The sequence below is a fragment of the Psychroserpens damuponensis genome (assembly GCF_000826655.1).
In the GTDB taxonomy this organism is placed as follows: domain Bacteria; phylum Bacteroidota; class Bacteroidia; order Flavobacteriales; family Flavobacteriaceae; genus Psychroserpens; species Psychroserpens damuponensis.
Genome location: NZ_JXJO01000003.1, coordinates 37,814 through 61,380, shown reverse-complemented (window position 1 = coordinate 61,380; position 23,567 = coordinate 37,814). Strand labels below are relative to the sequence as shown.

General features: G+C 32.7%; 20 protein-coding genes. 12 read left to right on the top strand and 8 right to left on the bottom strand.

Annotated elements, in window-relative coordinates:
- Window positions 1-96 precede the first annotated feature (96 nt).
- Window positions 97-819 carry a T9SS type A sorting domain-containing protein gene (locus tag TD29_RS01895; RefSeq protein ID WP_040278523.1) on the top strand — a complete coding sequence of 241 codons (723 nt, stop codon included), beginning with the start codon at window positions 97-99 and terminating at the stop codon, window positions 817-819.
- A 1-nt stretch (window position 820) separates the two neighbouring features.
- Here TD29_RS01895 and TD29_RS01890 read toward each other — a convergent pair whose 3' ends face one another.
- Entirely contained in the window at window positions 821-1,837 is a 1,017-nt protein-coding gene (locus TD29_RS01890) for a threonine aldolase family protein (protein ID WP_040278522.1), read from the bottom strand.
- Between the two features lie 3 nt (window positions 1,838-1,840).
- Window positions 1,841-4,249 (bottom strand): zinc-dependent metalloprotease, encoded by a 2,409-nt coding sequence (locus TD29_RS01885; RefSeq protein WP_040278521.1) that lies wholly within the window; start codon window positions 4,247-4,249, stop codon window positions 1,841-1,843.
- Window positions 4,250-4,418: 169 nt separating this feature from the next.
- On the opposite strand from TD29_RS01885, the gene prfB reads away from it, so the two are divergent.
- The 4 genes from prfB to TD29_RS01865 all read left to right on the top strand — a co-directional run bounded on the left by prfB (window position 4,419) and on the right by TD29_RS01865 (window position 8,931).
- Window positions 4,419-5,529 (top strand): peptide chain release factor 2 gene (gene prfB, locus TD29_RS01880; RefSeq protein WP_152611444.1). Its coding sequence is split into 2 segments (ribosomal slippage): window positions 4,419-4,481 and window positions 4,483-5,529, totalling 1,110 coding nucleotides; the frame shifts between segments, so codons are not numbered across the junction.
- Between the two features lie 36 nt (window positions 5,530-5,565).
- Window positions 5,566-5,907: an arsenate reductase (glutaredoxin) gene (gene arsC, locus TD29_RS01875; RefSeq protein WP_040278518.1), complete on the top strand. Its 342-nt coding sequence runs from the start codon at window positions 5,566-5,568 to the stop codon at window positions 5,905-5,907.
- 10 nt (window positions 5,908-5,917) lie between these two features.
- Entirely contained in the window at window positions 5,918-6,340 is a 423-nt protein-coding gene (locus TD29_RS01870; RefSeq protein WP_040278514.1) for a hypothetical protein, read from the top strand.
- A gap of 161 nt (window positions 6,341-6,501) precedes the next feature.
- On the top strand, window positions 6,502-8,931 hold the full coding sequence (locus TD29_RS01865; RefSeq protein WP_040278512.1) for a TonB-dependent receptor domain-containing protein: 2,430 nt from the start codon (window positions 6,502-6,504) through the stop codon (window positions 8,929-8,931).
- A gap of 321 nt (window positions 8,932-9,252) precedes the next feature.
- Here TD29_RS01865 and TD29_RS01855 read toward each other — a convergent pair whose 3' ends face one another.
- Both TD29_RS01855 and TD29_RS01850 read right to left on the bottom strand, forming a co-directional pair.
- Window positions 9,253-9,435, bottom strand: coding sequence for a hypothetical protein (locus tag TD29_RS01855; RefSeq protein WP_040278509.1), 183 nt, complete (start codon window positions 9,433-9,435; stop codon window positions 9,253-9,255).
- 265 nt (window positions 9,436-9,700) lie between these two features.
- Window positions 9,701-10,174: a hypothetical protein gene (locus tag TD29_RS01850; protein WP_040278508.1), complete on the bottom strand. Its 474-nt coding sequence runs from the start codon at window positions 10,172-10,174 to the stop codon at window positions 9,701-9,703.
- 442 nt (window positions 10,175-10,616) lie between these two features.
- Between TD29_RS01850 and fumC the strand changes: the two genes are divergently transcribed.
- From fumC to TD29_RS01825, 5 genes are all read left to right on the top strand, one after another.
- Window positions 10,617-12,014, top strand: a complete 1,398-nt coding sequence (gene fumC / locus TD29_RS01845) for a class II fumarate hydratase (RefSeq protein ID WP_040278507.1) — start codon at window positions 10,617-10,619, stop codon at window positions 12,012-12,014.
- A 78-nt stretch (window positions 12,015-12,092) separates the two neighbouring features.
- Window positions 12,093-14,051: a T9SS type A sorting domain-containing protein gene (locus TD29_RS17780; protein WP_052466941.1), complete on the top strand. Its 1,959-nt coding sequence runs from the start codon at window positions 12,093-12,095 to the stop codon at window positions 14,049-14,051.
- 72 nt (window positions 14,052-14,123) lie between these two features.
- Window positions 14,124-15,536, top strand: coding sequence for a T9SS type A sorting domain-containing protein (locus TD29_RS01835; protein WP_040278506.1), 1,413 nt, complete (start codon window positions 14,124-14,126; stop codon window positions 15,534-15,536).
- Between the two features lie 60 nt (window positions 15,537-15,596).
- Window positions 15,597-16,832, top strand: coding sequence for an imidazolonepropionase (gene hutI, locus TD29_RS01830; RefSeq protein ID WP_040278505.1), 1,236 nt, complete (start codon window positions 15,597-15,599; stop codon window positions 16,830-16,832).
- Window positions 16,816-17,379 (top strand): hypothetical protein, encoded by a 564-nt coding sequence (locus TD29_RS01825; protein ID WP_040278504.1) that lies wholly within the window; start codon window positions 16,816-16,818, stop codon window positions 17,377-17,379. Before hutI ends, TD29_RS01825 begins: the two co-directional genes overlap by 17 nt.
- A 66-nt stretch (window positions 17,380-17,445) precedes the next feature.
- Here the strand turns inward: TD29_RS01825 and TD29_RS01820 are convergent, their stop codons facing one another.
- Entirely contained in the window at window positions 17,446-18,327 is an 882-nt protein-coding gene (locus TD29_RS01820; protein ID WP_040278503.1) for a chromosome partitioning protein ParA, read from the bottom strand.
- Window positions 18,328-18,444: 117 nt separating this feature from the next.
- Between TD29_RS01820 and TD29_RS01815 the strand changes: the two genes are divergently transcribed.
- Window positions 18,445-19,467: a formimidoylglutamase gene (locus TD29_RS01815; protein WP_040278502.1), complete on the top strand. Its 1,023-nt coding sequence runs from the start codon at window positions 18,445-18,447 to the stop codon at window positions 19,465-19,467.
- Entirely contained in the window at window positions 19,454-19,921 is a 468-nt protein-coding gene (locus tag TD29_RS01810; RefSeq protein WP_040278501.1) for a GNAT family N-acetyltransferase, read from the top strand. The genes TD29_RS01815 and TD29_RS01810 overlap by 14 nt, the downstream gene beginning before the upstream one ends.
- An 80-nt stretch (window positions 19,922-20,001) precedes the next feature.
- Here TD29_RS01810 and TD29_RS01805 read toward each other — a convergent pair whose 3' ends face one another.
- The 3 genes from TD29_RS01805 to TD29_RS01790 form a co-directional block, all read right to left on the bottom strand.
- Window positions 20,002-20,496, bottom strand: coding sequence for a hypothetical protein (locus tag TD29_RS01805; protein WP_040278500.1), 495 nt, complete (start codon window positions 20,494-20,496; stop codon window positions 20,002-20,004).
- 175 nt (window positions 20,497-20,671) lie between these two features.
- Window positions 20,672-21,322, bottom strand: a complete 651-nt coding sequence (locus TD29_RS01800; RefSeq protein ID WP_152611443.1) for a hypothetical protein — start codon at window positions 21,320-21,322, stop codon at window positions 20,672-20,674.
- Window positions 21,323-21,827: 505 nt separating this feature from the next.
- Window positions 21,828-23,525, bottom strand: a complete 1,698-nt coding sequence (locus TD29_RS01790) for a hypothetical protein (protein ID WP_040278497.1) — start codon at window positions 23,523-23,525, stop codon at window positions 21,828-21,830.
- Window positions 23,526-23,567: the final 42 nt, after the last annotated feature.

Below are 23,567 nucleotides of genomic sequence, written 5' to 3'. Positions count from 1 at the left end.
ATAATAGACAATGAACCTTCCATAGATTTTGATAAAGCTGATTTCATAAGTTAATTAGAAACGAATAGCAATGCTTCAACAGTTGATGTTCAATTTATGAATGAAAACATTATTGATGTATTTAGATCATATCCCTATGCTACAACAGAAACTCTACAAAGAGTATTTTACATAACAGCTACTAACGACTCCTTAGATACTTTTTTAAGTATGTATGTAGATTCTGTAAGCAATGTGACCATATATTGCGATTGCTTATTTACTAGTGGGTTTTACGAATATTATTCGAGATTAGTTATTGACGACATTCCTCCTACGGATTTTGACAAGACCGATTATATCCAACATTTAGAACTAAACAGTTCTATCACAACTGAAGACATTGCATTTTTAAACTCTGTTATTGTAGAAGTCTACAGAACATTTCCTGCATCTTCTCAAGAAAATTTACAACGTGGTTTAACAATTGTATCCAATTCAGATTTATTAGTTCCATTCTTGAAAGATTATTTACAAGCTATCGAATTTATAGAACTAGATTGTAGTGAATCTGGATTATCAATTATTGATATAAATCTTGAAAATAGTATAACCATTTTTCCAAATCCAATTGTGGATGATTTCACAATATCTATTGATGAAGAGCAAACGATCAAAAAATTAATTGTCTTTGACGTCACAGGTAAAACTATAATTACTAAAAAAATTGATGGCTTAAACTATATTGAAATGAATAATTCTAATTTAGAATCAGGCATTTACTTTTTCAAGTTTAGCAATGGAACAAATAGTACAGTGAAAAAGGTTATTGTGAGATAATTTAAAACGCATTCAAAACCTCCAACAATCGCTCATGCATCACATTTGTATAATCCATATGTGTGACCATACGTAACTTGTTGCTTCCCATACCAATAATTTTAATATCCTGTTCTGCTAATTGATTGATAAACTCGCTGTCATCTACATGAGATTCTAACTCAAAAATGACAATATTAGTTTCAATGGGCTCCACTTTTTTAATAATAGACATATCTTCTAATGCGTTACCAATGTCTTTAGCTTTTCTATGATCTTCAGCTAATCGTTCAATATTATGATCTAGAGCATATAATCCAGCTGCAGCCAAATAGCCAACTTGCCTCATATTGCCTCCAAAGAGTTTTCGCAAACTTAATGATTGTTTCATAATTTGCTCGTCACCAATTAATACCGAACCAACAGGACAACCTAAACCTTTACTTAAACACACCGAAATAGTATCAAAAGTATTTCCGTATTGTAAGGCCGTTTCGTTCTTTGCAATCATAGCATTCCAAATACGAGCACCATCAATATGAAACCCTAAATCATGGGTTTTACAAACGTTTTTTATCTTTTCAAATTCTTCAAAATCCCAACAAGCACCTCCTCCTTTATTTGTTGTATTTTCAACTTCAACTAAACTGGATTGACTATAATAATATTCTGGTGGATTAATAGCCTCCTTAACTTGAGCTGCTGTAAACATACCTCTATTTCCATCTATCAATTTACAAGATGCTCCACTATGAAAAGCAACACCTCCAACCTCATAATTATAAATATGTGCATATTTATCACAAATAACTTGTTCTCCAGGATTGGTATGTAATTTAATAGCGATTTGATTAGCCATACTTCCCGATGGAAAAAACAAGGCCTTATCTTTACCAAACATTGTTGTTAAACGTTCTTCTAGCGCAGTCACTGTTGGGTCTTCTTGAAATACATCGTCTCCAACTTCTGCTGTCATCATAGCATCCAACATGCCTTTTGTTGGTTTTGTTACTGTATCACTTCTTAAATCTATAATCATATTTTAATTCTCATTATAATTGCAAAAATCACTTCCAATTGGTGAACCATCTGGTATGTTTGGAGCATTTTCTATTTTAAATTGTTCTGGATGTTCTCTAAATTCTCTTATTAGCAATCTATATTGTGAAGCATATAGCGAAGGTTTTTTCTTGTTAGATAGATAATCTCTAATTAACGTGTTAATTGCATTATTCGCTTTTGCTTTTACTTGAAAAATGGATTGATTACTCACGGCTAAATTCATCATATGTATCAATACACGCTCGTTAATTAGTTGTTGAATTTCATTTAGGTAAGCATCATCATATGTTAATCCGAAGGAATTATTTAAAACCTGTTTCAACAGCTCATCAAATCCCAATTGCTTTTCATCTAAACTTTTTTGCTGAATGATTCTATTGGCTCGTTGCGGATGTAACAATAGTTTCAATGTCATATCACTTGCTGTCACAGCTGTACTCATAGCATCAAAAGCCACTCCTGTTTTTCCTTTAAATGATTCTCGAGTTCTGCTGTACGTGTAAGCTCGTGGTGGAAACAATTGTAATGTTTTCTTCGGAATTGCTAACGCCTCAGCAGAAATCGTGTTTAAAACCTGAGTTAAGGTTTCCTTTTGAATGTTGACATCAACAGGTTCTACAATGGTTTGATTATCACCTTTTACTGCGTAATTATAATCTAAGCCTCCAATAACTTTTGTCGCAGCTTCTACTTGAAAACGATGGAAAAAATATAAAGGCACAAACACATCTTCTAAAACCGAATACGGTTCGCCTTGACGAATATTATCCTTAGAAAAATTTGAAATAGCTTGTGCTCTTACTTCTAATACATTTTTCAACTCTTCGGAAGCACTTTTTCCATTATCCCAAAGATGTGCAAACGCATGAGCTCCTCCTTGTGCTCTAGCATCACTATCTGAGATAAACTGCAAACCTGTTGTATTAGCAGTTTCAAGAATAGCGTTTAACTTCGCGTTTTCGTTTTCATTGTTATTAAATTCCGAATACGAATAGGCTACAGTCACCTTATCCCAAGCTCCTATTCCAACAGCATAAGCGTTTGAGAAGTTGATATTTCCGTCGAGAATAGAAATTGTAGGATGTGGATAATCCATAACTGAAGCTCTACCATTTGCACTCGCAGCAAAATTGTGCGCAAAGCCAATGGTGTGACCAACTTCGTGAGCACTCAACTGGCGAATTCTAGCCAAAGCCATCTCTAACATAGGTTGATAATTATCGTCACGCTCTGCAAACGGTTTGTTCATTAAGGCTTGCGCAATCATAAAATCCTGTCGAATTCGTAAACTCCCTAAACTCACATGACCTTTGATGATTTCTCCTGTTCTTGGGTCTACAACACTTGCACCATAACTCCAGCCTCTAGTTGAACGATGTACCCACTGGATGACATTATAACGACAATCCATTGGATCGGCATCGTCGGGTAACATTTTAACCTGAAATGCATCTTTAAAACCTATAGACTCATAGGCTTGATTCCACCAACGAGCGCCTTCTAATAATGCAGATCGCACAGGCTCTGGAGTTCCAGGATCGAGATAATAAATAATAGGTTCTATAGCGTCACTGATTTGAGCCTTTGGATTTTTCTTTTCTAAACGATGACGAATAATATATCGCTTTTTAATTTGCTCCTGTATTGGTGATGCATAATCTAAAAAAGACATTGAAATGGCTCCACTACGTACATCAAACTCACGCATTTTATAACCATCATCTGGCAGTTCAATAAAACTATGATGTTGTATGACGCTAACTAATGTTGATGTTGGCGTCACACTTTTAATATTTTGGCCTTTAGGACTTCCTTTAAACGTCAATAAAGCTTCAAATTCTACATTTTTTGGAAACGCTTTTGTTCGCTCCAATGATAAGGCACTCTTGCTTAAGTCTAACTTATAACTTCCTTCGCCTTTTAAGCGATTTTCTACACCATGTGCATCTTGAAGTAAAAATGGCGTAAAGTCAATGGTATAAACACCATTATTATTTTCTATAATTTTAAACCCATAAAGTACAGATTTGGCAAAGGCTTGCTCAATACTTGTCTTCTCTAATTGATTATCTGTAATGGCTCTAAATTTTAGGTTGGGCTGTACTAATAATAATTTGTTTCCAGCTTTTTTAAATGCAACCAATCGCTCCTGCCCTATTTGCCCTCTATCTAAACCAATATCATTTGAGCCCACTCCTGTTGCTAGAGAATTAACATATAAAAATTCTTTGTTTAAGTCTTTAACTTCAAGATAAATTTTGTCTGTAGATGCTTCATAATGAAAGTTAAAAAAACCGTTATAATCTTTCAATGTTTTAGACTCTAATTTTTGAGAAAATCCATTTAAAATCATTAAAAAAGCGAGCGCACAAAAGAGATGATGTTTCATAGTTTACGTAAAGCTATAAATTTACTTATTTTTAGCTAAACTTTAGTAGCAAATTAAACCTACATTCTCTTAGTTTTTCTACGGAAATGTTAAAAATCAACAATAAGTTATTCTTGTTTAAATTTTCTACTGAATAATAAAATATTAATTTTACCGAAAATTCCTCATAATGATAACATCAGATCAAATAAAAGATCTCAATACACGCCTCGATAAACTTAGGCACTACCTTTGACATTGATGCCAAATTAATAGAAATTACTAACGAAGAAGAGCAAACCTTTGATCCCAATTTTTGGAATAATTCCAAAGAAGCAGAGTTGGTCATGAAATCAATTAGAACTAAAAAGGCTTGGGTTGAAGATTACAATACTGCACAAACACTTATAGAAGACTTAGAAGTTATTTATGAGTTTTTCAAAGAAGATGAAGCTCCTGCCGAAAATGTACAAAGTAGATATGACAAAGCACTTCTTCTCATTGAGAAATTAGAGTTTAAAAACATGTTGTCTGAAGAAGGGGACTCACTCAGTGCTGTACTTCAAATTACTGCAGGTGCTGGAGGTACAGAGTCTTGTGATTGGGCTAGTATGCTTATGCGTATGTATTTAATGTATGCTGAAAAAAGCGGATTCAAAGTTAAGGAACTCAATTACCAAGAAGGCGATGTTGCAGGTATAAAAACAGTAACTTTAGAAATTGAAGGCGATTATGCTTTTGGCTGGCTTAAAGGTGAAAATGGCGTACACCGTTTGGTGAGAATCTCTCCTTTTGATAGTAATGCCAAACGTCATACTAGTTTTGCATCGGTATATGTATATCCTTTAGTAGATGATACTATCGAAATTGCTATTAATCCTGCCGACATTGAAATTACAACTGCCAGATCTAGTGGTGCTGGAGGACAAAATGTTAATAAAGTAGAAACTAAAGTACAGTTATTACATAAACCTACAGGAATTCAAATACAATGTTCTGAAACGCGTTCACAACACGATAACAGATCTCGAGCTATGCAAATGTTAAAATCTCAGCTTTATGAAATAGAGCTGCAAAAACAAATGGCGCAGCGTGAGGATATCGAAGCTGGAAAAATGAAAATAGAATGGGGAAGCCAAATTAGAAACTATGTCATGCATCCTTATAAATTAGTTAAAGATGTACGGTCTGCGCATGAAACTGGTAATGTAGATGCCGTAATGGATGGTGATATAGAACCATTTTTAAAAGCGTATTTGATGATGATGGGACAAAAAGAAGACAACCCAAACGAATTATAAATTAAAATAAGGTGCCCGCTTTCTCGGGAAATAGCTATGATTACAATACTTCACAACCCAAGATGCTCAAAATCTAGAGAAGGCTTAGCCCTTTTAGAAAATTCTGGCAAAGAATTTGAAGTGATAAAGTATCTGGATGAGCCAATTTCCGAAGAAAAATTAAAAACTATTATTTCTCTTCTAAAAATTGAACCTATTCAACTCGTTAGAAAAAACGAGGCCATTTGGAAATCTGATTTTAAAGGTAAATCGCTAACAAATGCTCAAATTTTAAAGGCTATGATTACGCATCCTAAATTAATAGAACGTCCAATTGTTATCAACGGTAAGAATGCTACAATTGGTCGTCCGCCACAAAACATATTAGACATTATTTAATTTTTACAAAATGAAAACAGTACTTATCTCAATTTTTTGCTCAGTGGTATTTATCAGTAACAGTTTTTCTCAAGCTAAAGCAGAAAAAGACCGCCTTAAATACGAAGCTGAGATGGAAATGAAAAAGAAAGAATATATCAATGATTTTGTTGGAACATTAAAAGTTGATGACTTTCAAAAGGAAATTATCAAACAACAAATGGAAACTTACTTTGTAGAGTTTCAAAAAATTAATATGCTTGGTTTAAAAGAATTTGAAAGAAAAACGTATGTTCAAAATCTCGATGATAACCATTTTAGAGATTTAAAAGCGATGATTACAGAAGAACAAATGTCTAAAATCATGGATGCTTTAAAAGGAAAATGGAATCATAATGAAGAGAAAAAGAAGAAAAAGAAAGAGAAAAAACGTAAAAGAAAAGACAAGTCATAATTAATCAATCTTTTGAGCATCTAAACCAATACTTCATTATAGACTAATTCTATATTTTTAACATAGCTCTCATTTTTGTTTAACAAAACATTAACCGCACACCACCTTTAGTAGTCCTAACTTTGTGTTTTAAAATTAACACAAACCATAACTACTTGAGAATGTTACAAAAAACTACTTATCTACTATTATTATCCTTTTTTAGTTTTGCATTTGGTATCGCACAAAACGAAATTACCGTTTCAGGAACTGTGCTTGATGCTGATGGAAATTATCCATTAGAATATGCTACCATTTCACTTTTTAGCAAAAAATTAAATAAAACTGTTACTGGAGGCATCACAGATGCTAAAGGCGAATTTAAAATTGAAGTAGCACCTGGTGTTTATGATGTGAAAGTTGAATACCTTTCATATAAAACAAAAAGTTATGATAATAAATCACTTTCTAAAGATATTAATTTAGGTACAGTCTCATTATCTCTAAATTTAGAAGCTCTTGATGCTGTTGAAGTTATTGCCGAAAAAACAACAGTAGAAATCAAATTAGATAAAAAGATTTATAATGTTGGAAGTGATTTAACTGTTAGAGGTGGTACTGTAAGCGATGTGCTAGACAACGTGCCATCGGTTTCGGTTGATGTTGAAGGTAATGTTGCTCTACGTGGAAATGATAACGTGACGATACTTATTAACGGTAAACCATCAGGATTAGTTGGTTTAAACTCTACAGACGCACTTAGACAATTACCAGCCGAATCTATTGAACGTGTTGAGGTGATTACATCACCTTCTGCTCGTTATGATGCCGAAGGCACAGCCGGAATTCTAAATATTATTTTGCGTCGTAGTAAACTTCAAGGACTTAATGGTGCAGTTACTTTAAGCGCAGGAGATCCTACAGAAGCCGGTGTTTCTGGAAATATAAATTACAGAACAGGAGATTTCAATTTCTTTAATACATCTGGATATCGATATAGAGAATCTCCAGGAAATGCGACTACAAATACAGAGTATTTTAATGGTGATGATCCAAGTACCTTTTTTAAAGAATCACGAGAATTTGACAGACAAAGTAAAGGTTTTAACACTAATCTAGGGGTAGAATGGTATATCAATGAAACGACATCTGTAGTGACCTCTTTTGTATACAGAGATAGTGATCAAAACAATGATAATTCAAATATAATTCAAGAATTTGATAGTAACAACAATCTTATCTCAGATTCCTTTCGTTTAGATCCTGAAGAAGAAACAGATGCAACACGACAATATGCCGTTAATTTTGACAAACAATTTGATGGCAATAGTCAACATCGTTTAACTATAGATTTTCAGTATGAAGATAATGGTGAAGAAGAAAAATCTATCATTGCACAGGATGGCAGTGCTGCCGAGCGTGTAAGAACAATTGAAAACCAAGATGAAGTTCTTTTACAATTAGACTATACACGTCCTATTGGTGAAAAAAGTAGTTTTGAATTTGGTTTTAGAGGAAATTACGAAGAAACAGATACAGATTATACTCTAGAGTTTAATGAAAATGGTGATTTTGTTTTAGATACAGATGTTAGTAATAACTTAATTTTTCGTCAGTACGTAAACGCTTTATACACTCAATTTGGAAGTAAGGTAAAAGATAAATTCTCCTATTTATTAGGACTTCGTATGGAGCAATCTCGTGTTACTGTTAACCAAATAACTACTAACGATTTACAACGTAAAAATTACACAGGACTTTTCCCTACAATAAATTTAGGTTTTGAAATTAACGAAAAACAAAATTTAACCTTAGGTTATAATCGTAGAATTAGACGTCCAAGATCAAGATTCATTAATCCGTTTCCTTCTAGAAGTAGTGCCACAAATATTTTTCAAGGTAACCCAGATTTAGATCCTAGTTACTCAAACTCATTTGATTTTGGGTATTTAAATCGCTTCGGAAAAATAACACTTAACTCTTCTATCTATTATCAACGAGCTACAGATGTTTTCACGTTTGTAACATTAGACACTGGAGAAACCACTGTCGTTGGAGGAACAGAAGTTCCTATTATTAGACGTTCTCCTATAAATTTAGCTACAGAAGATCGTTTCGGATTTGAATTTACCTTAACCTATAGACCTTCAAAAAAATGGAACCTTAACGGAAACATTAACCTATTTAAAAATAAAACCGAAGGTATATATGAAGGCACCGATTTTGGGGCAGAAAATTTTAGTTGGTTTGCAAGAATCAATAATAAATATACGTTACCAGGAGACATAGATTGGCAAACTCGTGTTTTCTATCGTGGACCAAGAGAAGATGCTCAAAGTACGCAAAAAGGTATTTTATCAACAGATATGGCATTTAGCAAAGATTTATTAGGAGACAGAGCCTCTCTTGCTTTAAATGTTAGAGATTTATTTAATTCTAGAAAACGACAATCAACTTCTACAACAGATACTTTTATTAACGACAGTGAATTTCAATGGAGACAACGTAGTTTTAATGTCTCTTTCACCTATAGATTTAATCAACAAAAATCGCGTCAACGTGATAACCGAGGCGGTGATTCTGGTGGAGATAATTTTGATTTTGAAGGATAGTCAATTTTTAATGTGTAGTGCTTACAGTTATTGTTAAAAGTCTTAGGTGAAAATTGCAATACCTATATTACTAAAATAATTGCTTCACTAATTATAAAAGCGGTTGAATTTAAATTTCATAAAGATTATTGTAGATGGAAAGTTGATTTGAAACAAGCATATCAAATTAACTTTCCATCTTTGTTTTTTCAACTAAGAACAAATAAGGCCTCTTTTAATAAAGAGAAAAGTAAAAAATTAGTTTTATTTAAATTGTGACAATAAAAAAAAGGAAACCAAATTGGTTTCCTTTTTTTTATATGTATTAACTAAAGAGACTACTTAATGTGTTGCAGCTTCTCGTTTTGCTTTTCTTTCTTCTTTCATTTCACCTAAACGTTCAATAAGTGCTCCACCAATCCAGTAAGGAATTACAAAGGTGATGAGGAAAATCATCAACCAGAATCCTAAAGTAAGTATACTTAAAAATGCTAAAAATCCTAAATATTGGTCAAAATCGAACATGTGCTTATTTTTTGTTAAGGCAAAGATATAATAAAGGGTTTTATTTTGCAATAAGAAAATTGAGTTTTATTAACAATGCATTGTTGAATACATAAAAGGCTAATTTAAGGACAACTCAATGACATGATGCTTAAATCTTTAAACACTTAGAGGCATCAACAACATTAGTTTTTAAGTATAAACTCTATAACGTTGCGCATAACAAATATTTTAGTTTGAAATGAAAAGTAATTATTTTGATATAATTTCACACTTACATTAACTTTTATCGTAACCACTGCTTGACTTTAGGAAATTCACTAGCATCACAAATACCCATCCATTCCAAAAGTGGCAATCCCATATAAACTCCACTGCTAAATTGTTCTATAAACCAAGACGAGGCGTTTTTATAACCCTCTGAGTGAAATACAACTTTTGGATCTAGTTGTAAATAACTTAATGCAGCATATGACCATAATATAGCTACAATTTCATCACCCAAACTAGGCCAATCCTCACCTATTGTTTTTGTACCAATTAGTGGTCGTTTTTCTTTTTGTGTAACTGCGATATGACCTGCTTCATGTAATAAATCTCCTGGGTATTTTAATTTTTTCACATCTAATTGTATTGCTTGACCTTTAAGCTCTAATCCTGGTAAAAACGTATCGCTAGGTAATTCTGTTTTAATAACATCGATGTGAATATCGTTTAAAAAATTAATAATTTTATTAAGTATATCGGTATCTAGATTCATTTATAATCGTTTTTCTATAGGTTCTTTTGACCAATGGCATTAGAATTATCCAAATTAACAAAGAGTCAAAAAATTATGTTTTACATCACTTCTATCATCTTTACAACTCTAAAAAACCGTCTATAAAACACTAACGGTCATCACTAAATTGAATGTTATTGATTTTGGGGTGTTGATTTATAAATCTGAAAAATAACTAATAAGAGCATAAAATGTTACCGTATATTTACCTGTTTAGAGCCTACACTTTCAATTAATAGACAAAAAATTAAAGGTTCCAATTTCCGAAGTAATAAAAGAAAAAATCCTTCTAAAAAAACAATCAAAACTCTTAACTTTACCTTGAATTTAAATACACAATTTTAAATGGCTAAAAATTGCTAATTTTTATTACAATTTAAATAGTGTCAACAAATTTATAACTTAAAAAACACAAACAATTATGGAGTATAGAATAGAAAAAGATACAATGGGTAACGTTAATGTGCCTGCAGATAAACTTTGGGGAGCTCAAACTGAGCGTTCTCGCAACAACTTTAAAATTGGAGCAGTTGCATCCATGCCTTTAGAAATTGTTTATGGATTTGCCTATCTTAAAAAAGCTGCTGCTTATACTAATTGTGAATTAGGTGTTTTGGCTAATGAAAAACGTGATTTGATTGCTCAGGTTTGTGAAGAAATTTTAGAAGGCAAGCATGATGATCAATTTCCGTTGGTGATTTGGCAAACGGGTTCTGGCACACAAAGTAATATGAATGTCAATGAAGTTATTGCTAATAGAGCACATCAAATTGCTGGTAAAGTGATTGGTGAAGGTGAAAAAACGATTCAGCCAAATGATGATGTTAATAAATCGCAATCATCTAATGATACGTTTCCTACTGGAATGCATATCGCTATCTATAAAAAAGTGGTAGAAACTACCATCTCTGGTGTGATTCAATTAAGAAATACACTCCATAATAAATCTATCGCATTTAAAGATGTAGTTAAAATTGGTCGTACTCATTTAATGGATGCTACACCTTTAACTTTAGGACAAGAATTTTCGGGATACGTATCACAATTAGATCACGGATTGAAAGCTTTAGAAAACACACTTCCGCATTTAAGTGAACTCGCTCTTGGAGGAACTGCAGTTGGTACAGGTCTAAATACTCCTGATGGATATAGCGAACTTGTTGCAGATTATATTGCAAAATTCACCGATTTACCTTTTGTTTCCGCAGATAATAAGTTTGAAGCTCTTGCTGCTCACGATGCATTGGTAGAAACGCATGGTGCTTTAAAACAATTAGCCGTGTCGTTAAATAAAATCGCGAATGACATTAGAATGATGGCCTCTGGGCCTAGAAGTGGTATTGGAGAAATTATTATTCCTGCTAACGAACCTGGAAGTTCTATTATGCCAGGAAAAGTAAATCCTACGCAATGTGAAGCGTTAACAATGGTGTGTGCTCAAGTTATGGGTAACGACGTTGCTGTCACTGTTGGTGGTACTCAAGGTCATTATGAACTTAACGTCTTTAAACCAATGATGGCTGCAAATGTGTTACAAAGTGCACAACTTATAGGTGATGCTTGTGTGAGTTTTGAAGAACATTGTGCTGCTGGTATTGAGCCTAATCATGAAGTAATAAAGCAATTACTTAACAACTCATTAATGTTGGTTACTGCACTTAATACCAAAATTGGATATTATAAGGCTGCGGAAATAGCTAATACTGCACATAAAAACGGAACAACTTTAAAAGTAGAAGCTATAAATCTTGGGTATGTTACTGCTGAAGAATACGATGAATGGGTAAAACCTGAAAACATGGTTGGCTCTCTAAAATAACGATAAAGCGTTACAAATACCGATTAAACGATGATGTCTAGAGGTTTTTAACTATCTTAGCGTAATAAATCATATACTATGAAACAAAAATTACTTAGCTTTTTAACATTAATTGGTGCTTGTACATCAATATTTGCGCAAACTACTTTTGAACCTAAAGTAACTATTGACGCTAATACTGGAAATAATCCTTACACTATCGCTACAGGATTAATAGATGCTGATCCTTTTTTAGATATTATAATTGGTACAGATGCAGATCATGTTATCGTTTGGTATAAAGGTAATGGAGATGGTACATTTGTAAAGCAAACGCCAATTACAAATACACTTACAAATGTAGGTTCTGTTAAGCTTGTCGATATTAATGGTGATGGTTTTCAAGATGTCCTTGCAAGTGGTTTTGGTAGTTATGTTACTGCAACATACGGTCAAAACAGTAAACTAGTTTGGTATGCAAATGATGGCGCTGGGAATTTTGCTACAGAGCAATTAATTACCGATGCTTATGATGGTTTAAGCGGCTCTTTTGTTGGTAACATAGATAGTGATAGTCACTTAGATATTGCTGTAACGTCTTCAGTTAACAATCAAGTTCTTTGGTTCTCTGGCGATGGCGCAGGAAATTTTGGTAGTCCAAATATTATTGACAATACATTATCATCTCCTGGAGTTGTAAACATGAAAGATATAGATGGTGATGGTGATTTAGATGCAATAGTTGCAACTGCAGCTTATAGTGGAGATGTCATAGAGATTTTTAGAAATGATTTAATTCCTGGTGGCACAGTTGCTTTTATTAAAGATGCTACATCTGTTACTACAGGTAAAAATGGTATTTTCAATGCTACTTTTGAAGATTTAGATGGCGATGCCAATTTAGATATTCTTGTATCAGAAGTTTCATATGGTGGAGGCCCAACTGGTAACTTCTATTGGTATGAAGATGATGGTGCTGGTGGATATACAGAAACCACTTTTGTGACCTCATTAGTAAATCCTGCCTTTGCACAACATCAAGATTTAGATAATGATGGTCTTAAAGATATTATTTTAAGTAGTGGAACTTCGGGTGCTGGTAACGACATTGTTTGGTTTAAAAACAATGGTGGAACTTATGGTACAGAACAAGTTATAGATGATACATCTAGCCAAGCATTTATATTTGATGTTGCAGATTATGATGCAGATGGTGATTTAGACATTGCAAGTTGCGCTTATAACCAAGATGACCTTAATTATTTAGAAAACCTAAAAGTCACTAAAACTAATGCTCTAGTTTTAACTGGTGTTTTTGATGGATCTCTATCTGGAGGATTGCCAAAAGGTGTTGAAATATTTGTTTTACAAGATATTCCAGATTTAAGTGTCTTCGGATTAGGAAGCGCTAACAATGGTGGTGGATCTGACGGACTAGAATTCTCATTTCCTGCAGTAGCAGCTACAACTGGTCAGTTTATATACGTGTCTAGTGAATCAACTCAATTTTCCGCATTTTTTGGACAATCAACTGATTATGCAGACAACGCAATGAACATAAATGGTGATGATGCTATTGAATTATTTGAAAACGGAGTCGTTATAGACACTTATGGAGATATTAATACCAATGGTGATGGTGAAGTTTGGGATTATACCGATGGTTGGGCTTATAGAGTTGTTGCAACAGGTCCTGATGGTGTCGTTTTTGTACCAGGAAACTGGAACTTTAGCGGAATAGACGAATTAGAAGGTGGTACAAATAATGCTACTGCTTCTACACCTTTTCCAATTGGCACATATTCATCAACATTATCAATAGATTTCATTGATTCTAACAATTTTATCATTTACCCAAATCCAGCTACAGATAAATTAACCTTCGCTGGTAATTTTAATAATGTATTAGATATTTCAGTATATAATGCCTTAGGTCAAGTTGTTTTATCAAATAAAATTACTTCTGGAGACCACGTAGATGTGTCCCAATTAAATAATGGAATCTATTTTATAAAAGATAACAACTCTAATTTTACAAGAAAGTTTATCAAACAATAAAAATTCATTCATACCATAAAACAAGCAAGTGAATCTCTATTTACTTGCTTGTTTAGTTTCAACCCATTTTCTATGAACTTACAAAATTTTTTATTCTATAGTATTTTAATTTTCTTCGGAAATTTTAATGGTTATTCCCAAACTATATTTAATAAAACGCAGTCTATTGCGTTGCCTCAACCTGGTGGAAACGCGCCTTATAACATCGCATCTGGATTAATTGATGATGACGCTTTTCCTGATTTAGTAGTAAGCACAACCATTGGAGGCACTGTATATTGGTTAAAAAATGATGGTGCAGGTAATTTTAACATACAATCAACTCCTATTGGATTATTAAGTAACGCAGGAGGCGTTGCAATCGCCGATATAAACGGAAATGGATTTAATGATGTCGTATCTACATCATCTGGTGACGGTACCTTAGTATGGTTCGCCAATGATGGTCTAGGAAATTTTGGCGCTGCTCAAATAATTAGCGCTACGATTAATGGTCCAGGTCAAGTTTACGTTAGAACCATAGATAATAATACAACTTTAGATGTTGCTGTTGCAGCGTATAATGGAAATGAAGTCATTTGGTTTGCAAATGATGGCTCAGGAAATTTTGGAACAAAAAATATTATTAACAATACCATTATAAATCCAGGAGCCTTTGCCATGAAAGATATAGATTTTGATGGTGATATTGATAGTGTCATTGGTAATGCAATTGCTTATGGTGTCCCAAATGATTGTAGAATTGAAGTATTCTATAATGATGGCGACGGTAATTTCACAGCAGATACCAATGTAGTGTCTCTAAATACTAAAGACTATATTTTTAGTATCATGGCAGAAGATGTCGATAACGATTCTAGCTTAGATATTTTAGTGACAGATATTACAGGAGATGCCTCTTGGTTTAAACGCACCGAAATATCTCCTGGTACGGCAACCTATGCAGAAACTGTTATAAGTACAAGTATCTCCAATCCTGCATGTTTAGATTTAAGAGATTTAGATAACGATAATTTAAATGATTTTATTTTGACCAGTGCAGCTTCTGGTGCTGGAAACGACATCGTTTGGTTTAAAAGCGATGGTGTTGGTGGTTTTGGACCAGAACAAATTATTGATGCTACTCAAAGTCAAGCCTATACCATTACATTTGCCGACTTTGAAAATGATGGCGATTTAGACATCTCAACCATAGCTTATAATGACGATGCAGTAAATATGTTTAACAACCAAAACATAGTATTATCGGTATCAGATATTAAGCAAGCTAACATCACTATGTTTCCTAACCCAACACAGGATAAACTCTATTTTACAGGAATGACTGAAACCTCAAAAATTACTGTTTTTAATAGTCTTGGTAACATCATAACATCTCAACACGTGCAATTACATGACGCATTGGATGTTTCAGAATTAACAACAGGTATCTACTATCTAAAAATTAACAATGCTAATACCGTATTTAAGTTTATTAAAAAATAGAGACCTCTAGCCTACTTTAGTTTTAGATTAATTTATAAATTTATAATCTAGAACTATACTATGCTATTACTTATTAAAAACATCAAAGAACTTCTTCAAGTTAGAGATACAAATGTAACCATCGTTAAAGGTAAAGACATGAAGGTCTTGCCGATACTAAAAAATGCCTATGTTTTAATTGAACATGATACTATTGTTGAATTTGGTAGCATGGATGATTTTGAAGATCTTGATGCAGATGAAGTTATTGATGCCACTGGTAAAATTGTATTGCCAACTTGGTGTGATTCACACACACATATTGTCTATGCAGGAGATCGCACTCAAGAGTTTGTTGATAGAATTAATGGCTTATCCTATGAAGATATAGCAAATCGTGGTGGTGGAATTTTAAATTCTGCGGAAACGTTACAAAATACTTCAGAAGATGCGTTGTATGACCAAGCAGCTAAACGACTTCACAATGTTATAAAACTAGGAACAGGAGCTATTGAAATAAAATCTGGTTATGGTTTGACTGTAGAAGCCGAATTAAAAATGCTTCGGGTTATCAAAAAACTAAAACATGATTTCCCAATAAGTATTAAACCTACACTATTAGCAGCGCATGCCATTCCTGAAGGGTTTAAAGATAATAAAACTGGTTTTATTGATGTGGTAGTTAATGAAATGATTCCTGCAGTTGCAAAAGAACATTTAGCGGATTATATAGATGTCTTTTGTGAAAAAGGATATTTTGATTTAGAAGATACCGAACGTATTTTAAAAGCAGGCATTGAACACGGAATGATACCAAAAATTCATGTGAATCAATTTAACGCCTTTGGTGGTATTGCCATTGGTGTAAAATACAATGCACTTTCTGTAGACCATTTAGAAGAACTGAATGACGACGATATTTCTGTATTAAAAACATCAAATACCATACCTGTCGCTTTACCTTCTTGCTCGTATTTTTTAAGTATTCCATATACACCAGGACGACAAATTATAGATGCAGGATTGCCTCTCGCTTTAGCAACAGATTATAATCCTGGTTCTACGCCTAGTGGAAATATGAATTTTGTAGTCTCTACAGCATGTATTAAAATGAAATTAACTCCAGAAGAAGCTATCAATGCTGCAACCATAAATGGAGCACATGCAATGGGAATTTCAAACCGATACGGAAGTATTTGTAGAGGAAAAATTGCAAACTTAATCATTACCAAAGAGCTTCCTAGTTATTATCATTTACCATATGCTTTTGGTGATAATCACATTGAAACTGTCATTATCAATGGTCAAGTATTTTAATTTACTGGATAGCAAACCGCTTTCTAAACAATGTATTGCTTTAGGTCTCACTAATTTTGAGTCTGTATATGAATTTGTTAAGCAATTACCTTATGGTCGTAATACCAACCGAAGTGATTACACACTTATTTTAAAAGAACGAAAGGGTACTTGCTCTACAAAACACGCATTTTTAAAGGCTATTGCCCTCGAAAACAATTATGAAGATTTACAATTGTATATGGGTATTTTTAAAATGAATAAGGAGAATACATCAAAAATTAGCTCCATACTAGATGCTCATAAATTAGATTACATTCCAGAAGCGCATTGCTATTTAAAATTAAACAACGTCATTAAAGACATCACATTCAATACTAATGAAGCACCCATTTTTGCTAAAACGTTAGTACACGAGGCATTAATCACACCAGAGCAAATTGGAGACTATAAGTTAAAATGGCATCAAGCTTACTTAAAATCTTGGTTAGTAAATCAAAATATATCATTAAGTTATAACGACCTTTGGAAAGTAAGAGAATTATGCATTGCTCAACTTTCAGAATAAAGCAAAAAAAAACCTGAAAGCTCAATTGAACCTCCAGATTTTTCAACCTAACCTACTCTATTTTTCTTATTTCATTATAAATTCTGAAGAAGAAATTAATTCTTTATTGTTAAAAACGTTTACAATATAACGTCCTTTTTCAAAATCATCATTTGGAGCGACATACTCACAAATATTTAAATTTCTATTTTCATAATTAAATTTACTAATTAAGCTATAGTTTAAAATGGTATCATCAAACTGAATTTGGTCATTAGAGCCCAAAACATTGTTTTTAGGATCTAAAACTTGCACATATAATTCTTTATCTCCAGCTCCTACCAATCTATTTTTTGCAACCGTATAACATACTTTTATTTTATCACTACGTTTAGCACGTTCTGTTGGTATCAATTTACCTGAGCTTCTTTCAATCACCCCAAACCCTTTAAGATCTGTAGTTTGTAAAACTGCTGCATTCTCAACAACCTCTGCTAGTTGTGTGTTTTGTACTAATAATGAATCTGTAAAAACAGTACGCTCTGCCAATTGAACTGTAGTACTATCTAAAGATGTTGCCAGTAAAGAGTTTTCAACTTTAAGGTTGTCATTTTCTTTCATTAACACATTCATCTCTTCTTGTAAAGCCATGAATTTCTTTTTATATCTCCAAAGACTACTCACGCTATTTTGAGAAATTTTTAATGAATCCATTAAACCTTGAATACGTCCTCTGGCTTCTTCTAAACGTTCATTAGAAACTTCATTTTCACCAATAGCCACATCATATTGTTTTGCCATTGTGCTCAAATCTGCCATAACTTGCTCTTTCTCACGAGTTAGAGAAGCTTCATTTTCTTTTTTCTCGTTGTACAATTTAGATGTGTAAAATCCGGTACCTAAAAATAAAGCGAGTAAAACACCTAACGCAATTTTTAAACCGATACCATTACTTTTTGAATTATCCATAAGTTACTTTTTGTTTAAATTATATTAACAAGTTAATCATTAATTTAGTGTATAGTTATTGAATTTGAAAATAAAAAAACTGTACTTTTAAATCGCCAAAATTAAACAATTTTGTTAATGGATAACTTAAAACTTTTTACAACTTCAGAATTACAATCTATTCTGAAAAAACGCTCTAAAGAAACCAAACTTGGAGAACATATCTCAATATTTCCTAATTCTAATAATATATACGAACAATTAGTAAAATTAGACGTTTCTTATGTTATTTTAGGTATTAAAGAAGATGTTGGAGTGTTCGCAAATTACGGTAATTCAGGAACTTACAATGCTTGGGATGCTGTCATTAAAATTTTGTTAAACATACAAAGTAATGCCTATACTCATGCAAAACAAATAGCAATTTTAGGATGTTTAGAATTTCCGAAGTACCAAGAACAAATAAGTGCTTTAGATCAACATAAGAAAAAGGACATTGCAAAAGCCAGAAAAAAAGTGGCAGCAATAGATGAATCAGTTTCTTTTTGGGTTTCACAAATAGTTAGCGCAGGTAAAATTCCTATCCTTATTGGAGGTGGTCATAATAATGCCTACGGAAATATTAAAGGCACTGCATTAGCGCTTAAAAAGCCAATAAATGCTATCAATTTTGATGCGCACCACGATTTTAGAGCAGAAGAAGGTCGTCATAGTGGCAACGGTTTTAGTTATGCATTTGCTGAAGGCTTTCTAAAAAACTACTTCATTTTTGGATTGCACGAAAATTATACTTCTGATAGAATTTTTAGAACCTTAAAAAAGGTGAAAAACGTAAAATACAATACATTTGAAAGTATGATGGTGCGACGAGAAAAATCATTTGACGCAGAAATGGAACGTGCCTTAGACCATATTGCATCAAAGCCTTTTGGCTTAGAAATAGATTGTGATGCCATACAAGATATGCCAAGTAGTGCCATGACACCAAGCGGATTTGCCGTCAACAAAACAAGGGCATTTGTTAATTGTTTTGGAAAGCAGGAACAGGTCTCTTATTTACACATTTGTGAAGCTGCTCCTACTCAAGATAACGAAACTCAAGTAGGTAAGCTTATTTCCTACCTTATTACAGATTTTATAAGAGCTCATGAAAGTATTTGAGATTATACCTTTTGATAGAACGTATTCTAAAAACTTCTACCAATTAAATATAGAGTGGCTTAAAACCTATTTCTATGTTGAGCCTTTTGATGAGGAAGTACTAAGTCAACCCGAAACGTATATCATCAATACAGGTGGTCATATTTTTTTTGCAAGATCTGGCCAAACTATTTTAGGGACTGTGGCTTTAATGCCAACTCATAACCCGTTGGTATTTGAACTCACCAAAATGGCAGTTTTACCGAGTCAACGCGGACAAAAAATTGGGCAACGTCTACTCCAACATTGTATTGATTTTGCTAAAGCCAATAATTTTGAGTCGCTCATGCTCTACTCGGCCACCAAATTAGAGAATGCAATTTATATGTATAGAAAGTTTGGTTTTGTAGTATTAGATTTAGAAAAAGATAGTCCTTATAAACGCAGTGATATTAAAATGGAGTTGAAATTTTAGAGCTATCTAGTTCGTCATATTGAACGCAGTGAGATATATCATTTTTATGTGAGATTCCTCCTAACGTCGTAATGACAAACTCATAATGAATTTTCTAAAATGACATGTAATTCATCACAATATGTATTATTATCTTCACACAAAGCTACCAATGTTTCTACTAACAATTGATTAACAAGTTCATCTTTGGGGTAGATAGCTTTTGCTAGTTTAAATTCAGAATGCGCACCAACTAAATTATTTGCTCTTAACCTATTTTGTCCAGAATGCATTAAAAAATTAAAAGTTCCTTTTTTCTTTAACTTTATACGTTCTCGCTTTTGTACATTTCTAATACTATTATATTTTGTAAACTCAGGGATTCTATAATGCAAGCCAACAGCTACTAGTCCAATACATAGAATACTGAATACGATATATAAATTGCTTGATTTTTTTGAAGGCTGAAGTTTGAACGCTCTATCATAAGTTGATAATGTATTACATGTTGGACGTCGCTTTCGTTTAGAAAACGCTTTTCTTGGACCTTGTTTATAAATCCAGGATGACATACCAAATCCCATATAACCTCCCATAATAGACTTTACTTATAAGTCTGAAAACCATAGGTTTTGTTACGAAAATTGTGTGGTATTTTAATGATTTTGGGATGAAGTACGAAATGACAAATATCTGATTATTTAAAACAAGAATATCATAGTAAAACCTAAGACTGCAGCCACAAATTCAACATATCTTAACAACGTAAAGTTATATAATTATCGGGTTCCAAATGTCATCTAGTTCTTTGATTTTTTTATCTCCAATATTTGAAGCTGAAAAAATCCATTGTATAAAATCTATATGGCTAAATCCATTTTGTTCGCAAATAGCGTTAAGTTGTTTTTCAGTAAAATCTGCCATTGATACTACATTAAATTTCCATTTTCCATTTTCTTTTGAAAATTTCAAATTAACATTTGGCGACAAGGTTTTTTCATTTATTGTAAAATCACTGTTAGCGTTTTTGTTTTCAATGCTAATGTTAGTAATCCCTGATTTTTTAATGGAATTTATTTTTATAGTATCCATTGAACTTACCTCAGTATACATTTTAATCATTAACTCCTTTGAACTTATTTTTTTTATAATAGAATCTTCAATTACTGCTCTTGCAGATAATAAATTTACCTTGTCAGATAAGTTTAATTTGGACACTCCAATAGAATCCAATTTTAATATTTTATTCAATAGATTTTTATAGTACTCATGAGAATTTGAGTCGCTCAATTGGTAAATCTTCTCCCCATTTAATTCAATATTAGCTTTGTTAAAATTATTGAAGGTAGTAATCACTTCTTCTTTGTCACTACTACATCCAATAAAAATAATAGAAAGTGCTAAGATTAAAATTTTTCTCATAATTTGATTTAATGGTTTATTACTCATCAAGTGCAAATAACAAATGTCTAATTATTCAAAACAAAAGTTATCATACTAAAACCAATTACAACAGAAATTAAGTTATTTCTAATAAAATTAAATGATTTAAACTTATAAAAATTGCTGATCTCCTTATGGTTACTTAATGCAATAAAACCTAGCATAGCTATTAAAATTATTACAAAATAAATATTAGTGTCTTCCTGATCGCTATAAACTCTAATTAAAATACTAAAAAACAAGACAAACAAATATTGAGTTATCATAAACCAACCTAGAGGTTTTTTTATAAAAACGCCTAGCAACGCAATCGTAGGAAGACTAATAAAATATAATTTTTAAAAAATATAACTTGTTCTAACTTCTGAAATAGAAATTCCTCCTAATTCAAGTAATCTATTAAAATTCCATACATTAATAGTTATTGAAGCAAAAAATATTGCAACAATAAATATATGAAGAACATAGACTAATTTAAACTTTATTAATTACCCTCATCTAAAGCTTTCAAAGAATCTAACTTACGCTGTAATGCTTCAATCTCAGAGGTCTTGTCATTCACTTTTGGTATGACGGTTAATGAATCTACGATGCGCTGTAAATCTTCATCAGTAATTTCTTTTTGGTAGTAATAGCCAATCCCTTCACTTGCTCTCCAAGCTTCTCCTAATTGGTTATATACTTCTTCATCCCAAGTACTAGGATGCTTAACATCAATCCAAATGACATCACGATATTCACTATCAATAAGCACTAAATCTGGTGTTGCCGAACCATCAAATTGTTTAGCATTTGTATCACTAATAGCAGAGATTGTTCCTAAAAAGAACATACGTTTGCGTCCAGCGATATCTTTTATATAAGGTCTAAATTCTACAGGAGTATTGGCTGTCCAGTCAATTTCTTTTCTAGACTCTTTAACTTTTAAAGGCATGGCAGAAACGCCTGCATATCCTTGTTTTTTAGTTGCGTGGTCGTAATAGTATAATTTATCTGTGCCATCTGCTGGTACAAATACACTATAACTCAAACTTGTGCGCTCTTCTCCTACTGGTTCTAAACCGAACCAATGATATAAACCACTGTAAGCATCACTTTCTGAACCTGCAAAATCAAAATCGGTTACGTAAGGTTGTTGGTTTTGATCTTTTGGCATTTCTGGTATTTTAACAGCTGTTTCCATGTTCCATGGTAATGGATCACTAAATCCGCCTAAAAATTTTAAAGATTCGGCTTGTAGCTGTGATACTTTTTCTGATAAGGTATTTTGCTTTGTGAGGTATGGAAATTTATGCATGTCATCTGGAGAAATATACGTTCCTTTTCCTATCGTAATACGCTCCATATAATCGTTAATATCATGCTCTCCACTATCAATAACCATTACACCTCCAAAACTTGGATAAGGAAAGAAAAAGCCTTTCCATTTAATTAAACTCACCACTTGAACCCAATCTCCAGCATCGTTTTTCATGTAAAATGTATCACTTGGTTCATAATTAAAAAGCATCCAAGGGTTAAAACGTTGCACAACTGCATTATACGTATTGCGACTAAATTTTAAGGACTCACCAATTGAGAATGTCACAGGAATACGATTTTCATTAGAAAAACGAGGAAAAGGGGTTGTACTAGATACAGAAAACACCTCTTCGGTATTGTCACTTATTTGTTGCATGACATATTTTTCTGATGGTTGTATGGCCATCGTCCATTTATTTTGATCATCTACACGTACCAAATGAGGTAAGGAGACATCTTTAGTTTCACCAACGCTTTCATTTGCCATAGAAAATATGTTTCGTAATGGTTGAATGCGTTCATTTTGAGTTAATGGCAATTCGTTTATTTCAACCTTATCTAAATCATTAAACACATTGTAGGTTCTCATATAATCATACATCTTATAATGCCATCCTGTAACATAAATGAGGCCAAAAAATATGATGAGTATTGCTAAAACACCTAAGCGCGTTCCTGTACTTGCCGAACTTCGGAATTTTTTAAGTCCGAAAAATAACACCAACAGACTTAATAGTATGATGAAGATATATTTCCGAAGAAATAATAATCCAGGTTGGTAATCATCTCGAAATGCAAATAATGCAATGAGTAAAATTAATCCCAATAAGATGACTATAAATTTTTGCTTTCCGCCTTTATTCCAGTATGATTTGATCATTGAAAACGTATATTTTTTTTGCTATCAAACAGCAAGTGTGTT

Bases quoted from the DNA above. Each gene is read 5' to 3' on its own strand.
- TD29_RS01850 (WP_040278508.1), bottom strand. From the start codon at position 10,174: ATGAATCTAGATACCGATATACTTAATAAAATTATTAATTTTTTAAAC.
- TD29_RS01870 (WP_040278514.1), top strand. From the start codon at position 5,918: ATGAAAACAGTACTTATCTCAATTTTTTGCTCAGTGGTATTTATCAGT.
- TD29_RS01855 (WP_040278509.1), bottom strand. From the start codon at position 9,435: ATGTTCGATTTTGACCAATATTTAGGATTTTTAGCATTTTTAAGTATA.
- TD29_RS01885 (WP_040278521.1), bottom strand. From the start codon at position 4,249: ATGAAACATCATCTCTTTTGTGCGCTCGCTTTTTTAATGATTTTAAAT.
- TD29_RS01835 (WP_040278506.1), top strand. From the start codon at position 14,124: ATGAACTTACAAAATTTTTTATTCTATAGTATTTTAATTTTCTTCGGA.
- TD29_RS01865 (WP_040278512.1), top strand. From the start codon at position 6,502: ATGTTACAAAAAACTACTTATCTACTATTATTATCCTTTTTTAGTTTT.
- TD29_RS01810 (WP_040278501.1), top strand. From the start codon at position 19,454: ATGAAAGTATTTGAGATTATACCTTTTGATAGAACGTATTCTAAAAAC.
- hutI (WP_040278505.1), top strand. From the start codon at position 15,597: ATGCTATTACTTATTAAAAACATCAAAGAACTTCTTCAAGTTAGAGAT.
- TD29_RS01890 (WP_040278522.1), bottom strand. From the start codon at position 1,837: ATGATTATAGATTTAAGAAGTGATACAGTAACAAAACCAACAAAAGGC.
- TD29_RS01820 (WP_040278503.1), bottom strand. From the start codon at position 18,327: ATGGATAATTCAAAAAGTAATGGTATCGGTTTAAAAATTGCGTTAGGT.
- TD29_RS01790 (WP_040278497.1), bottom strand. From the start codon at position 23,525: ATGATCAAATCATACTGGAATAAAGGCGGAAAGCAAAAATTTATAGTC.
- TD29_RS01895 (WP_040278523.1), top strand. From the start codon at position 97: ATGAATGAAAACATTATTGATGTATTTAGATCATATCCCTATGCTACA.
- TD29_RS01825 (WP_040278504.1), top strand. From the start codon at position 16,816: ATGGTCAAGTATTTTAATTTACTGGATAGCAAACCGCTTTCTAAACAA.
- TD29_RS17780 (WP_052466941.1), top strand. From the start codon at position 12,093: ATGAAACAAAAATTACTTAGCTTTTTAACATTAATTGGTGCTTGTACA.
- arsC (WP_040278518.1), top strand. From the start codon at position 5,566: ATGATTACAATACTTCACAACCCAAGATGCTCAAAATCTAGAGAAGGC.
- TD29_RS01815 (WP_040278502.1), top strand. From the start codon at position 18,445: ATGGATAACTTAAAACTTTTTACAACTTCAGAATTACAATCTATTCTG.
- TD29_RS01800 (WP_152611443.1), bottom strand. From the start codon at position 21,322: ATGAGAAAAATTTTAATCTTAGCACTTTCTATTATTTTTATTGGATGT.
- TD29_RS01805 (WP_040278500.1), bottom strand. From the start codon at position 20,496: ATGGGAGGTTATATGGGATTTGGTATGTCATCCTGGATTTATAAACAA.
- fumC (WP_040278507.1), top strand. From the start codon at position 10,617: ATGGAGTATAGAATAGAAAAAGATACAATGGGTAACGTTAATGTGCCT.